This is a genomic window from Pseudomonas sp. B21-047 (assembly GCF_024748775.1).
Classification (GTDB): domain Bacteria; phylum Pseudomonadota; class Gammaproteobacteria; order Pseudomonadales; family Pseudomonadaceae; genus Aquipseudomonas; species Aquipseudomonas capeferrum.
Genome location: NZ_CP087169.1, coordinates 1,833,394 through 1,847,605, shown reverse-complemented (window position 1 = coordinate 1,847,605; position 14,212 = coordinate 1,833,394). Strand labels below are relative to the sequence as shown.

Annotated in this window: 9 protein-coding genes, 1 tRNA gene and 3 rRNA genes; 6 read left to right on the top strand and 7 right to left on the bottom strand. The window is 58.0% G+C overall.

The features are described 5' to 3' along the window. Positions 1 to 80: 80 nt before the first annotated feature. The 4 genes from rrf to LOY26_RS08470 all read right to left on the bottom strand — a co-directional run bounded on the left by rrf (position 81) and on the right by LOY26_RS08470 (position 5,247). Positions 81 to 196: ribosomal RNA gene (gene rrf / locus LOY26_RS08485) — 5S ribosomal RNA — on the bottom strand. Between the two features lie 133 nt (positions 197 to 329). Beyond that, positions 330 to 3,221: ribosomal RNA gene (locus LOY26_RS08480) — 23S ribosomal RNA — on the bottom strand. 329 nt (positions 3,222 to 3,550) lie between these two features. Beyond that, positions 3,551 to 3,627: transfer RNA gene (locus LOY26_RS08475), tRNA-Ile, on the bottom strand. A gap of 83 nt (positions 3,628 to 3,710) precedes the next feature. Beyond that, a 16S ribosomal RNA gene (locus tag LOY26_RS08470) occupies positions 3,711 to 5,247 on the bottom strand. Together the 16S, 23S and 5S rRNA genes with 1 tRNA gene alongside form the textbook arrangement of a ribosomal RNA operon. Before the next feature lie 752 nt (positions 5,248 to 5,999). Between LOY26_RS08470 and rhtA the strand changes: the two genes are divergently transcribed. Both rhtA and LOY26_RS08460 read left to right on the top strand, forming a co-directional pair. After that, positions 6,000 to 6,887 (top strand): threonine/homoserine exporter RhtA, encoded by an 888-nt coding sequence (gene rhtA, locus LOY26_RS08465; protein ID WP_186665776.1) that lies wholly within the window; start codon positions 6,000 to 6,002, stop codon positions 6,885 to 6,887. A 190-nt stretch (positions 6,888 to 7,077) separates the two neighbouring features. Continuing rightward, on the top strand, positions 7,078 to 7,359 hold the full coding sequence (locus tag LOY26_RS08460) for a hypothetical protein (RefSeq protein ID WP_033700272.1): 282 nt from the start codon (positions 7,078 to 7,080) through the stop codon (positions 7,357 to 7,359). 57 nt (positions 7,360 to 7,416) lie between these two features. Here the strand turns inward: LOY26_RS08460 and LOY26_RS08455 are convergent, their stop codons facing one another. Further along, positions 7,417 to 9,225: an aminopeptidase P family protein gene (locus LOY26_RS08455; protein WP_186661228.1), complete on the bottom strand. Its 1,809-nt coding sequence runs from the start codon at positions 9,223 to 9,225 to the stop codon at positions 7,417 to 7,419. A gap of 237 nt (positions 9,226 to 9,462) precedes the next feature. Here LOY26_RS08455 and LOY26_RS08450 point away from each other — a divergent pair, with 237 nt between their 5' ends. Together LOY26_RS08450 and LOY26_RS08445 are read left to right on the top strand one after the other, a co-directional pair. Further along, positions 9,463 to 10,575 carry a DUF3182 family protein gene (locus tag LOY26_RS08450; RefSeq protein WP_258714586.1) on the top strand — a complete coding sequence of 371 codons (1,113 nt, stop codon included), beginning with the start codon at positions 9,463 to 9,465 and terminating at the stop codon, positions 10,573 to 10,575. Next, positions 10,559 to 11,329 carry a S9 family peptidase gene (locus LOY26_RS08445; protein WP_258714585.1) on the top strand — a complete coding sequence of 257 codons (771 nt, stop codon included), beginning with the start codon at positions 10,559 to 10,561 and terminating at the stop codon, positions 11,327 to 11,329. The genes LOY26_RS08450 and LOY26_RS08445 overlap by 17 nt, the downstream gene beginning before the upstream one ends. Here LOY26_RS08445 and LOY26_RS08440 read toward each other — a convergent pair. Continuing rightward, complete coding sequence (locus LOY26_RS08440) at positions 11,308 to 11,688, bottom strand: antibiotic biosynthesis monooxygenase (RefSeq protein ID WP_033700280.1); 381 nt, start codon at positions 11,686 to 11,688, stop codon at positions 11,308 to 11,310. The two genes, LOY26_RS08445 and LOY26_RS08440, sit on opposite strands and share 22 nt — an antisense overlap. 174 nt (positions 11,689 to 11,862) lie before the next feature. Here LOY26_RS08440 and LOY26_RS08435 point away from each other — a divergent pair, with 174 nt between their 5' ends. Beyond that, positions 11,863 to 12,417 (top strand): cysteine hydrolase family protein, encoded by a 555-nt coding sequence (locus LOY26_RS08435; RefSeq protein ID WP_186665770.1) that lies wholly within the window; start codon positions 11,863 to 11,865, stop codon positions 12,415 to 12,417. A gap of 49 nt (positions 12,418 to 12,466) precedes the next feature. Here the strand turns inward: LOY26_RS08435 and LOY26_RS08430 are convergent, their stop codons facing one another. Then, a complete protein-coding gene (locus LOY26_RS08430; RefSeq protein ID WP_033700285.1) occupies positions 12,467 to 13,030 on the bottom strand; it encodes a helix-turn-helix domain-containing protein in 564 nt (187 codons plus the stop codon). An 83-nt stretch (positions 13,031 to 13,113) separates the two neighbouring features. Between LOY26_RS08430 and LOY26_RS08425 the strand changes: the two genes are divergently transcribed. After that, the gene (locus LOY26_RS08425; protein ID WP_186661223.1) at positions 13,114 to 14,064 is read left to right on the top strand and encodes a DMT family transporter; all 951 of its coding nucleotides are present in this window, start codon (positions 13,114 to 13,116) and stop codon (positions 14,062 to 14,064) included. The last annotated feature ends 148 nt before the right edge of the window (positions 14,065 to 14,212 follow it).

Genomic DNA, 14,212 nt, shown 5'->3' with positions numbered 1-14,212 from the left:
CCGGCAGCGCGATAGAGAGTGCAAGCCGGAAAAGACAAAACCCCTACCTGCTCGCGCAGATAGGGGTTTTGCGAAATGAATCTTGACGATGACCTACTCTCACATGGGGAGACCCCACACTACCATCGGCGATGCATCGTTTCACTACTGAGTTCGGGATGGGATCAGGTGGTTCCAATGCTCTATGGTCGTCAAGAAATTCTGTTGCCAGAACGTCCAGATGGACAGCCCAGCGAATTCGGATATGTGATGTTGTGATGCACATTCGAACTTTCGGTTCGTGTGTCTTCACCACCGCAATCTGCATGAGCAAATTGCTTGGGTGTTATATGGTCAAGCCTCACGGGCAATTAGTATTGGTTAGCTCAACGCCTCACAGCGCTTACACACCCAACCTATCAACGTCGTAGTCTTCGACGGCCCTTTAGGGGATTCTAGATCCCAGTGAGATCTCATCTTGAGGCAAGTTTCCCGCTTAGATGCTTTCAGCGGTTATCTCTTCCGAACATAGCTACCCGGCAATGCCACTGGCGTGACAACCGGAACACCAGAGGTTCGTCCACTCCGGTCCTCTCGTACTAGGAGCAGCCCCTCTCAAATCTCAAACGTCCACGGCAGATAGGGACCGAACTGTCTCACGACGTTCTAAACCCAGCTCGCGTACCACTTTAAATGGCGAACAGCCATACCCTTGGGACCGGCTTCAGCCCCAGGATGTGATGAGCCGACATCGAGGTGCCAAACACCGCCGTCGATATGAACTCTTGGGCGGTATCAGCCTGTTATCCCCGGAGTACCTTTTATCCGTTGAGCGATGGCCCTTCCATACAGAACCACCGGATCACTAAGACCTACTTTCGTACCTGCTCGACGTGTTTGTCTCGCAGTCAAGCGCGCTTTTGCCTTTATACTCTACGACCGATTTCCGACCGGTCTGAGCGCACCTTCGTACTCCTCCGTTACTCTTTGGGAGGAGACCGCCCCAGTCAAACTACCCACCATACACTGTCCTCGATCCGGATAACGGACCTGAGTTAGAACCTCAAAGTTGCCAGGGTGGTATTTCAAGGATGGCTCCATGAGAACTGGCGTCCCCACTTCAAAGCCTCCCACCTATCCTACACAAGCAAATTCAAAGTCCAGTGCAAAGCTATAGTAAAGGTTCACGGGGTCTTTCCGTCTAGCCGCGGATACACTGCATCTTCACAGCGATTTCAATTTCACTGAGTCTCGGGTGGAGACAGCGCCGCCATCGTTACGCCATTCGTGCAGGTCGGAACTTACCCGACAAGGAATTTCGCTACCTTAGGACCGTTATAGTTACGGCCGCCGTTTACCGGGGCTTCGATCAAGAGCTTCGCTTGCGCTAACCCCATCAATTAACCTTCCGGCACCGGGCAGGCGTCACACCCTATACGTCCACTTTCGTGTTTGCAGAGTGCTGTGTTTTTAATAAACAGTCGCAGCGGCCTGGTATCTTCGACCGGCATGGGCTTACGGAGCAAGTCCTTAACCCTCGCCGGCGCACCTTCTCCCGAAGTTACGGTGCCATTTTGCCTAGTTCCTTCACCCGAGTTCTCTCAAGCGCCTTGGTATTCTCTACCTAACCACCTGTGTCGGTTTGGGGTACGGTTCCCAGTTATCTGAAGCTTAGGAGCTTTTCTTGGAAGCATGGCATCAACCACTTCGTCGCCTAAAGGCAACTCGTCATCAGCTCTCGGCCTTGAAATCCCGGATTTGCCTAAGATTTCAGCCTACCACCTTAAACTTGGACAACCAACGCCAAGCTGGCCTAGCCTTCTCCGTCCCTCCATCGCAATAACTGCAAGTACAGGAATATTAACCTGTTTTCCATCGACTACGCTTTTCAGCCTCGCCTTAGGGACCGACTAACCCTGCGTCGATTAACGTTGCGCAGGAAACCTTGGTCTTTCGGCGTGGGAGTTTTTCACTCCCATTGTCGTTACTCATGTCAGCATTCGCACTTCTGATACCTCCAGCAAGCTTCTCAACTCACCTTCACAGGCTTACAGAACGCTCCTCTACCGCATCATCATAAGATGATACCCGTAGCTTCGGTGCATGGTTTGAGCCCCGTTACATCTTCCGCGCAGGCCGACTCGACTAGTGAGCTATTACGCTTTCTTTAAAGGGTGGCTGCTTCTAAGCCAACCTCCTAGCTGTCTAAGCCTTCCCACATCGTTTCCCACTTAACCATGACTTTGGGACCTTAGCTGACGGTCTGGGTTGTTTCCCTTTTCACGACGGACGTTAGCACCCGCCGTGTGTCTCCCATGCTCGGCACTTGTAGGTATTCGGAGTTTGCATCGGTTTGGTAAGTCGGGATGACCCCCTAGCCGAAACAGTGCTCTACCCCCTACAGTGATACATGAGGCGCTACCTAAATAGCTTTCGAGGAGAACCAGCTATCTCCGAGCTTGATTAGCCTTTCACTCCGATCCACAGGTCATCCGCTAACTTTTCAACGGTAGTCGGTTCGGTCCTCCAGTCAGTGTTACCTAACCTTCAACCTGCCCATGGATAGATCGCCCGGTTTCGGGTCTATACCCAGCGACTAAACGCCCTATTAAGACTCGCTTTCGCTACGCCTCCCCTATTCGGTTAAGCTCGCCACTGAATATAAGTCGCTGACCCATTATACAAAAGGTACGCAGTCACCTAACAAGTAGGCTCCCACTGCTTGTACGCATACGGTTTCAGGATCTATTTCACTCCCCTCTCCGGGGTTCTTTTCGCCTTTCCCTCACGGTACTAGTTCACTATCGGTCAGTCAGTAGTATTTAGCCTTGGAGGATGGTCCCCCCATATTCAGACAAAGTTTCTCGTGCTCCGTCCTACTCGATTTCATTGATAAGAGATTTTCGTGTACGGGGCTATCACCCACTATGGCCGCACTTTCCAGAGCGTTCCACTAATCTCAAACCAACTTAAGGGCTGGTCCCCGTTCGCTCGCCACTACTAAGGGAATCTCGGTTGATTTCTTTTCCTCAGGGTACTTAGATGTTTCAGTTCCCCTGGTTCGCCTCTTGCACCTATGTATTCAGTACAAGATACTCAGCTTATGCTGAGTGGGTTCCCCCATTCAGAGATCTCTGGATCACAGTCTGTTTGCCGACTCCCCAAAGCTTATCGCAGGCTACCACGTCTTTCATCGCCTCTGACTGCCAAGGCATCCACCGTATGCGCTTCTTCACTTGACCATATAACCCCAAGCAATCTGGTTATACTGTGAAGACGACATTCGCCGAAAATTCGCATGCTGCTCAGTTAAGAGCACATCACAAATTTTACCTTAGCCTGATCCACTACCAGTGAAAGTAGTGTTCAGTCTATTTCTATCACATATCCGAATTTTTAAAGAACGATCTGACAAAAGCCAGAAATCAACATTCGACACGAATGCTCATTTCTGAGTTTGAGCAGGTGCGAACTGCAAGAGTGGTGGAGCCAAGCGGGATCGAACCGCTGACCTCCTGCGTGCAAGGCAGGCGCTCTCCCAGCTGAGCTATGGCCCGAGGCCGCCAAGTATTGGTAGGTCTGGGCAGATTTGAACTGCCGACCTCACCCTTATCAGGGGTGCGCTCTAACCAACTGAGCTACAGACCTATATAGGGTCGCTTACAGCATCGTCTTACACATAGAATCAAGCAATTCGTGTGGGAGCTCATCAGCAGGCTGATGTCGTCGATTAAGGAGGTGATCCAGCCGCAGGTTCCCCTACGGCTACCTTGTTACGACTTCACCCCAGTCATGAATCACACCGTGGTAACCGTCCTCCCGAAGGTTAGACTAGCTACTTCTGGTGCAACCCACTCCCATGGTGTGACGGGCGGTGTGTACAAGGCCCGGGAACGTATTCACCGCGACATTCTGATTCGCGATTACTAGCGATTCCGACTTCACGCAGTCGAGTTGCAGACTGCGATCCGGACTACGATCGGTTTTGTGAGATTAGCTCCACCTCGCGGCTTGGCAACCCTCTGTACCGACCATTGTAGCACGTGTGTAGCCCAGGCCGTAAGGGCCATGATGACTTGACGTCATCCCCACCTTCCTCCGGTTTGTCACCGGCAGTCTCCTTAGAGTGCCCACCATAACGTGCTGGTAACTAAGGACAAGGGTTGCGCTCGTTACGGGACTTAACCCAACATCTCACGACACGAGCTGACGACAGCCATGCAGCACCTGTGTCAGAGTTCCCGAAGGCACCAATCCATCTCTGGAAAGTTCTCTGCATGTCAAGGCCTGGTAAGGTTCTTCGCGTTGCTTCGAATTAAACCACATGCTCCACCGCTTGTGCGGGCCCCCGTCAATTCATTTGAGTTTTAACCTTGCGGCCGTACTCCCCAGGCGGTCAACTTAATGCGTTAGCTGCGCCACTAAAATCTCAAGGATTCCAACGGCTAGTTGACATCGTTTACGGCGTGGACTACCAGGGTATCTAATCCTGTTTGCTCCCCACGCTTTCGCACCTCAGTGTCAGTATCAGTCCAGGTGGTCGCCTTCGCCACTGGTGTTCCTTCCTATATCTACGCATTTCACCGCTACACAGGAAATTCCACCACCCTCTACCGTACTCTAGCTTGCCAGTTTTGGATGCAGTTCCCAGGTTGAGCCCGGGGCTTTCACATTCAACTTAACAAACCACCTACGCGCGCTTTACGCCCAGTAATTCCGATTAACGCTTGCACCCTCTGTATTACCGCGGCTGCTGGCACAGAGTTAGCCGGTGCTTATTCTGTCGGTAACGTCAAAACAGCAAGGTATTCGCTTACTGCCCTTCCTCCCAACTTAAAGTGCTTTACAATCCGAAGACCTTCTTCACACACGCGGCATGGCTGGATCAGGCTTTCGCCCATTGTCCAATATTCCCCACTGCTGCCTCCCGTAGGAGTCTGGACCGTGTCTCAGTTCCAGTGTGACTGATCATCCTCTCAGACCAGTTACGGATCGTCGCCTTGGTGAGCCATTACCCCACCAACTAGCTAATCCGACCTAGGCTCATCTGATAGCGCAAGGCCCGAAGGTCCCCTGCTTTCTCCCGTAGGACGTATGCGGTATTAGCGTTCCTTTCGAAACGTTGTCCCCCACTACCAGGCAGATTCCTAGGCATTACTCACCCGTCCGCCGCTGAATCGAAGAGCAAGCTCTTCTCATCCGCTCGACTTGCATGTGTTAGGCCTGCCGCCAGCGTTCAATCTGAGCCATGATCAAACTCTTCAGTTCAATACTGCTTGGGTTTTTAAGAAACCCTAAACTTGGCTCAGCAATCTCAAATGACTATGTGATTTCTCGCATGGTCACTTGTGATGCTGATAATCTTTGTGACTATCAGTCCGTACTCACAAGCACCCACACGAATTGCTTGATTCAATTTGTTAAAGAGCGGTTGGTTAAGAGCTTTTCGTCTCAACCGAGGCGCGCATTCTACGCTTTCCTCAGTGCCTGTCAAGCGTTTATTTTGAAGTTTTTTGCGAGAAACTCGTTTAGCTTCAAACACTTGACTCGCTGCGATCTCTCGTAGCGGGAGGCGAATCATACAGCGTTCAGAAGCGCTGTCAACCACCATCTTAACCGCTGACGACCTTTCGATCGGAGCACTTCCACCACTACCTGGCTCGATCAACTCATTGAAACTCAAGGAGTTTTTCGTTCCGACTACGCTGGAAGTGGGGCGCATTATAAGGGGATTCGAAACCGCGTCAACCCTTAATGTTCATTAAAGTGAAATAACCGCAGAAAAGACCGCATCAAGGCTGACAGGTGCCCGCCATTACCCTTTCGGCGCCTATGAGATCGAGCGCCGCCCGCGCGGCGCATCGCGACGCAAGGCCGCTCCTACATTTGTTTCGGGCCAGTTATTCCTGGGGGATTGGCGCGCGGCCCTCACCCTTACACCCAATAACCCATTGCCCCGCAGCCCCACAAGTGCGCACTATAGTGCACACCTACGCCTGTTCAAGGATCGACGCACATAAATGAACACCCAAGCCCGCAGCCTGGCCGCCACGCTCTTTCCCATCGGCCTGCTGCTCATCGCCATGGCATCGATACAATCCGGTGCGTCACTGGCCAAAAGCATGTTCCCTATCATCGGCGCTCAGGGCACCACAGCGCTGCGCCTGATCTTCGCCAGCATCATCATGCTGCTGATCCTGCGCCCGTGGCGTGCCCGCATGACCGCCAACACCCTGCGCAATGTCATCATCTATGGCATGGCACTCGGCGGCATGAACTTCCTCTTCTATATGTCTCTGCAAACGGTACCTATCGGCATTGCCGTGGCACTGGAATTTACCGGCCCCCTGGCCGTGGCGATCTGCTCTTCGCGCCGCCCGATCGACTTCCTCTGGATCGCCCTGGCGATTGCTGGCCTGTTACTGTTGCTGCCGGCAGGCGATGGTGGGCAAGCACTTGACCCGGTGGGCGCCGCCTACGCATTGGGGGCAGGCGTGTGCTGGGCGCTGTATATCCTGTTTGGCCAACGCGCCGGCGCCGAGCACGGCATCCAGAGTGCCGCACTCGGGGTAGTCGTCGCCGCCCTGTTCGTGGCCCCTATCGGCGTAATCCACGCCGGCAGCGCCTTGCTCACCCCAGCCGTGATCCCAATGGCCTTGGCTGTCGCGGTACTGTCCACCGCCCTGCCCTACAGCCTGGAAATGGTCGCCCTGACACGCATGCCTGCACGCACCTTCGGCACGCTGATGAGTATCGAACCGGCCTTTGGCGCGCTGTCCGGCCTGCTGTTTCTCGGCGAAGTACTCAGTACCACCCAATGGTTGGCAATTCTGGCGATCATCGTCGCATCGGTAGGCACCACGCTGTCCATGCGACAGACGCCCACCCCACCCGTCGCCGCCGACTGATATGAGAAATATTTTCATTTGTGACGGGAATAGTGATTGTAGCGGCCCGTCTCGCTGATTAAGCTGTCACAGCTTCAACATCTTTACGCTATCTACTGGAGCGAACACGGACGCTGGGGAAACTTCAGGAAGAACCAAAGCGATAACGACAGGGCCAGACAGCTGCTCCGCCCTGCATTTAAGGACAGGAATGAAACGTATTTTGCTCATCCTGGCCATCTTGGCTATTGCTGGATGTGCCGCCACGGCCAAGACTGAGGTCAAAAGGGGTAAGAAAGGCCTGCATATCAATTGTTCTGGCCTTTCCTCGTCCTGGGACAACTGCTACAGCAAGGCCGCGACGTCTTGCAGCTCACGTGGCTACAAGGTCATTGCGCGCTCGGGCGACACCGACGAAGAACCCGGCGACTACCTGTTCGGTATCAACCCGGCCGGCTATACCAGCCGCAGCATGATCGTCATCTGCAAGTGATGACCACACGCAATTGAAAAGGGCAGCGCGAACGCTGCCCTTTTCATTGGCCGGTTATCACAGCGACGCGGTGCGCGCCTGCAGCCAGGCCAGCGCCTCGCCTTTCAATAAAGGCGCAAGGCGCTCACGCACCATCGCGTGGTAACCGTTCAGCCAGTCCAGCTCTTCCCTGGCAAGCAACTCGGGCAACAGGCAGCGCGTATCGATCGGGCAAAGCGTCAAGGTCTCGAAATTCAGGAAGTCACCAAAAGCACTCTTGCCCGCTTCACGACTGACCACCAGGTTCTCGATACGAACGCCCCACTCGCGCGGCCGGTAGGTGCCTGGCTCGATTGAGCTGATCATGCCCGCCTGCATCGCAGTTTGCGGCGTGGCTGCCGCCTGATAGGCGATTACCTGTGGCCCCTCGTGCACGTTCATGAAGTAGCCCACCCCATGACCGGTGCCGTGGCCATAGTCCACTTGATCAGCCCAGATCGGTGCCCGGGCAATGGCATCGAGCAGTGGTGAGAGGATCCCGCGCGGGAAGGTGGCCCGCGACAATGCAATCATACCCTTGAGCACACGCGTGCAATCCTGCTTCTGCTCAAGCGTCGGGTTGCCCACCGGCACCATCCGGGTAATGTCGGTGGTGCCGCCCAGGTACTGCCCACCCGAATCGATCAGCAGCAAGCCGTCACCTTCGAGCGTGGCATGCGACTGCTCGGTGGCGCGGTAATGAGGCATCGCACCATTGCCGTTGAAGGCCGCAATGGTCGAGAAGCTCAACGACACGAAGTCGGGGCGTCGGGCACGCGCGGCGCTCAGTTGCTCATCGACCGTCAACTCGGTAATGACCTCCCGGCCCAGGTTTGCGTCCAGCCAGGCGAAGAACTCGCACAAGGCGGCGCCATCCTGCTCCATGACCCGGCGAACGTGCACAAGGTCCTCCTCACGCTTGCACGACTTGCTCAGGGTAGTGGGGTTGATCCCCTCGACCAGTTCCACCCCAGGGCTCAGGTTTTCCAGCAGGCCGCAAGTGACTCGCGCCGGGTCGAGCAACAGCCGGCTCCCTGAGGGCACCGCACCCAGGGCCTGACCTATATCGGCGTAGTCACGCACCTCAATGCCGTCTACCGCCAACACATGGCGCAGATGATCATCGACTTTGTCGCGCCCCACGAACACAGTCGCCTGCTGCTGGCTGATCAGAGCGAACGAAACAAAGACTGGGTTGTACGACACATCACTGCCGCGCAAGTTGAACAGCCAGGCAATGTCATCCAGGGTAGCGATGAAGTGCCAGTCGGCGCCCTTGGCCTTCAGGCTGTCGCGCAATTGGGCGAGTTTGTCCGCCCGGCACTGCGTCGCATGTGGCGGCAAGTGCTGATAGACCGGGTTGCTTGGCAACGGCGGGCGCCCCTGCCAAACCTTGCCGAGCAGGTCCTTGTCAGTCACCAACCTTACCTCGCGGGCCTTCAGGCGCTCGCCCAACAGTCGCGCCGACGCCAGGGCCATGACGGCACCGTCCACGGCAACGGCCCCCTTCGGCGCGATGTGCTCACCCAGCCACTCCAGCGCGCCCGGCTTGCCTGGCAGCAGCTTCATCAGTTCGATGCCACTGCCGGCCAGCTCGTTTTCGGCCTGCTCCCAGTAGCGGCTGTCGACCCAGAGCCCGGCAAAGCCCGCCGTGACCACCAGCGTGCCGACAGAGCCGTGGAAACCGGACAACCATTGGCGCCCCTGCCAGAAGCCGGGCAGGTATTCGGAAAGATGGGGATCGGCCGATGGCACCAGCAGCGCATCGATGCCCTCTGCGGCCATTGCCTGGCGCACCTGCATCAGGCGCTCCGGCACACTCTGCTCAATCGTGGTCTGAACGTTCATGCGCACTCCTGCGAAACATCTTGGCTAATCCAGGCTGTCGATAATGGAACAGCCACCCGAGCCCTGCAATCGCGACGACCGGCTAGCGGCATGCAATGCCCGGCACGCCCTCTGCAATCAAGACGTTTCCTACAGCTGACCCTACAGAGTCGCGCGGACCACCGATCACATCCCGATGAACTTCCCCAAAACGACGGATTCACATACAGTACATTCATTGCAGACAGGCCAACCCCTATGCCCGCTGCCTGCGACTCGAAAACCGGCGTTGTGCTGCTCGACACCCGCGAGCACACGCCCGACCACGAACATGCCGCCCACCTCAAGCTCGCCGATGCCCTGGCACAGCTGCTGGGCTGCCCACGCGTAGACCCTGCCGCACCTGCCACTGCTGCAGACCGCTACTACTATGTACCGACCGAAACGCTGGTCGACCCACAGCGCCATGCCGCGCTGGGTATCCGTACCGAGCAGGACCTGTTCGGCGGGTTGGTCGCCTATCCCTACATGGCGACCAAGGCGATCTCCCATCCGCTGCCGGCCGACGCCAGCTTCCCGCCAGGCTGGACCGACGCCTTCGCCCTGCAGGCCAGCGATGCGCTGCTGCGGGGCTACACCGTGTTCAGCAAAACCGATGCCCGCACTGCGGCACGCTTGCTGCTGCTCGACGGCCCAGTGCGCATCAAGCCGGTGTTGGCTTGCGCCGGCCGCGGGCAACAGGTGATCGATACAGCGGATGCGCTGGAGCCTTTGCTGGCCGACATGGATGATCAGGCCCTGGCAGTGTGGGGCCTGGTACTTGAAGAAGACCTGAGCGAGGTACAGACCTTCAGTGTCGGCCAGGTGCGGGTCGCCGGCCTGACCTGCAGCTACCACGGCACCCAGCAGCTGACCCACGACCATCAAGGCACAGAGGTTTATGGCGGCTCCGACCTGATCGTGGTGCGCGGTGACTATCAGGCACTGCTGCAATTGCCACTGGAAGACCACCTGCGCCTGGCGATCAACCAGGCCATGGCCTACGAACGGGCGGCCGAACAGCACTTCCCGGGCTTCGTCGCATCACGGCGCAACTACGACATCGCGCACGGCACCACCGCCCAAGGCCATGTGCGCAGCGGCGTGCTTGAACAGTCCTGGCGCCTAGGGGGCGCCAGCAGTGCAGAACTGCTGGCCCTGCAGGCCTTCGCCGATGACCCCACCCTGCAACGGGTTCGCGCTTCCACCCATGAAGTGTTCGGTACGCCCGACTTACCCACTGACGCCACCCTCTTTTACCAAGGAATCGACAGTGAACTCGGACAACTCAGCAAATTTGCACGGATTCGCGAACATGACCATTCAGAGTGAGACCATCGAACTGCAGGTCGAGAACGACACCATCGTCGGCACCCTGGTCAGCCCTGGCAGCAAGATGCCGGGCATACTCTTCGTCCACGGCTGGGGCGGCAGCCAGCAACGCGACCTGGCCCGCGCCCGGCATATCACCGGGCTGGGCTGCGTGTGCATGACCTTCGACCTGCGCGGGCACGAGAAGACCGAAAGCCAGCGCCTGACCGTCACCCGCGAACAGAACCTCAACGACTTGCTGGCCGCCTACGACCGCCTGGTCAGCCACCCGTCCGTGGACAGCAGTGCCATCGCCATCATCGGCAGCAGCTACGGTGGCTACCTGGCCACTCTGCTGACCCGGCTGCGGCCAGTGAAATGGCTGGCACTGCGGGTACCCGCCATGTACTGGGACGACGAGTGGGATAACCCCAAGCAAACCCTTGATCGGCAGCGGCTTAACGCCTACCGCCAACGCCCGCTTGGCCCGACGGACAACCGTGCCCTGGCCGCGTGCGCGGAATTCGGTGGTGATGTATTACTCGTGGAGTCTGAACAAGACGACTATGTGCCCCACAGCACACTGATGAGCTACCGCTCGGCGTTCGTCAGCGCCCATTCGCTGACCCACCGCATCGTCGACGGTGCCGACCACGCGCTGTCCAGCGAAGAAAGCCAGAAAGCCTACAGTTCGATCCTTGCCTCCTGGATCGGCGAAATGGTCGTAGGCGCGCGCCTGGACCGCTACCCGCACTACGCGCCCTGGTATGCCTGAGGCTCGCCGACCTGGCAGTGCAGGCCACCATCGGCGCCACGTACGAGGCTGCGCAATGTCTGGTAGGCAGCAAAGTTGACGCCGCGCGCCTGATGCTGGCACAGCAGGTCGAAGAAAGGCTCCTCGGCGAAGTCAGCCGCAGCTGCCGCCCAAGCCTGCCGCGATTGCCATTGCAGATACTGCAAGACCCGGCTGCCATCGTCACTGGCCTGGATGCTCACGCCCTGCAAGCCTTCACAGCGCGTTGCCAGTTCCTCGCTGCGCGCCACCAACGCCTGGGCCAATGCCACCTGGCGCATGGCCGGGACTTCATATTCGATCATCTGGGTAAACCACAGAGAGTGAGGCGTCGCCCTCATGAACAGTCTCCTTGCTCTGGACGCTATCAGCGTGATGGTGAGCAGGGTAAAACCTCAAGTTAAGTCAAGGTCAAGTGGTTTTTTTGTCAGAAGATGCAAAAGCGCTGCCGTTAAACCCTCAGGTCGATGTACACACGCTATGGTCATTCAACGACTACCGCCGCAGGAGGCAACATGAGCAAGCAAGCGCTGATCATCATCGACATCCAGAACGACTATTTCCCCGGTGGCAAATGGACCCTCGACGGCGCCGAACAGGCAGCCGACAACGCCGCCCGGCTGCTGGCCGCCGCACGCGAGCGGGGCGACCTGGTGGTGCATGTGCGGCATGAATTCGAAAGCGCCGACGCGCCGTTCTTCACGCCGCAGTCACCAGGGGCGGCCATCCATGCCAAGGTCGAGCCCGTGACTGGCGAACCCGTGGTACTCAAGCACAAGGTCAATGCGTTTCTCGGCACCGGCCTCAAGGATACGCTGGACCAGCATGGGGTTCAGGCGTTGACCATCGTCGGCAGCATGAGCCATATGTGCATCGATGCAGCAACCCGAGCCGCCGCCGATTTTGGCTACGAAGTGACCGTGGCCCACGATGCCTGCGCCACCCTGCCCCTGGATTTCAATGGTAAACAGGTGCCGGCGGCCCATGTGCACGACTCGGCGATGGCTGCACTGGCATTTGCCTATGCCAAGGTGGTGAAGACCGACGACCTGTTGCCCCCCAAGGCTTGACGCTTGTGAACTGCGCCCCTTTCGCGACGCAAGGCCGCTCCTGCAAGGGTCAGATCACCACGTTGCGGACAAAGCGCACCGCCACGGCGCCATCATTGCGATAGGCATAACGGCAGTTGCTGGGGAACACATGAAACTGGCCGACCTGCAAGCGGTGCTCGGCGTCTTCGATGACCAGTGTGAGCTGCCCTTCGGCCACATAGATCTGCTCGCTCCAGCCATCGGCATCCGCCTCGCTGAGGTAGCACTCGCCCGGCGCCAACGTCCATTCCCAAAGCTCGACCTCACGCCGGGCGGTGCTGCTACCCAGCAGCACCGCCTTGCTTTGCGGATGTTCGCCAGCCCAGGCCAGTTCATCGATACGGCTCGGGTCGCGCTGCTCCGGCGCCTGGATCAAGGTACTGAATGCTACGCCGAGGGCTTCGGCAATCAGATCGAGGGTGGTGAGGCTGACATTCTTCTCACCCGCCTCGATCGCCACCAGCATCCGCCGGCTGACGCCAGAGCGCTCGGCCAGGGCCGACTGGCTCATACCGGCTGCGTTACGCAGGCGCCGAACGTTGAGGCTGACATGCTGCAGCACCGAGGCGCGGTGTGTGGGATTTTTGTGCACGCTGTTGCTCGCTGATCGTGGCTGCGCAGTATACTGCCCACTTTGCGCAGATTGTGCGCCGGCCCCTCCGAGTGTGCAAGACCATGACCCACCCCAGCCGCCAACCGAACACTGCCGTTTCTTTTCGCCTGAGCAAGGCCGAACTGGTGCTGGTCTTCATCACCATGCTGTGGGGCGGCACCTTCTTGCTGGTGCATAACGTGATGACGGTAAGCGGCCCGATGTTCTTCGTCGGCCTGCGTTTCGCTGCGGCGGCGTTGTTCGTGGGGGTGGTCTCGGCGCGTGCGCTGCCGGGGCTGACGCTTACCGAGCTCAAGGCCGGCGTGCTGATCGGCGTGTCGATCATGCTGGGCTACGGCTTGCAGACCATGGGCCTGCAAACCATCAGCAGCAGTCAGTCAGCCTTCATTACCGCGCTGTATGTGCCCTTCGTGCCGCTGCTGCAATGGCTGGTGCTCGGCCGCCGGCCCGGCCTGATGCCAAGCATTGGCATCTGCCTGGCATTCTGCGGCCTGATGCTGCTGGCCGGGCCAGAGGGCGGCACCTTGCACTTCAGCGAAGGCGAAATGGTAACCCTGGTCAGCGCCATTGCCATTGCTGGCGAAATCATCCTGATCAGCCGCTATGCCGGCCAGGTGGATGTGCGCCGTGTAACCGTGGTACAGCTGGCGACCGCCTCGTTGCTGTCGTTCCTGATGATCGTGCCGACCCAAGAACGCATCCCCGACTTCTCCTGGCTGCTGCTGGCCAGTGCCCTGGGGCTTGGCGCCATGAGCGCCGTGATCCAGGTGGCGATGAACTGGGCACAGAAGTCAGTTTCGCCCACCCGCGCCACCCTGATCTATGCCGGCGAGCCGGTGTGGGCCGGGATCGTCGGACGCCTCGCCGGCGAGCGCCTGCCTGGCGTTGCATTGATCGGCGGGCTGCTGATCGTGATCGCAGTGGTGGTCAGCGAACTGAAGGTGCGCCGCCCCCGCGAAGACGCCGAGGCACTCGAAGCACAGGCCGAACGCGAGCAGCAGGCCGGTCTGTAACGCAGCCAACTCCAGCTATGCTTTGTAAAAAACTGTTATAAAAAAACACCTTGTCACAGCGTATTTGTAGGATTCTGCGACAGCTTGCGTGTTGGTGATCAACTGATCGGCACGTATGATCCTTGCAAACCTCTCCAGAATAGAACGC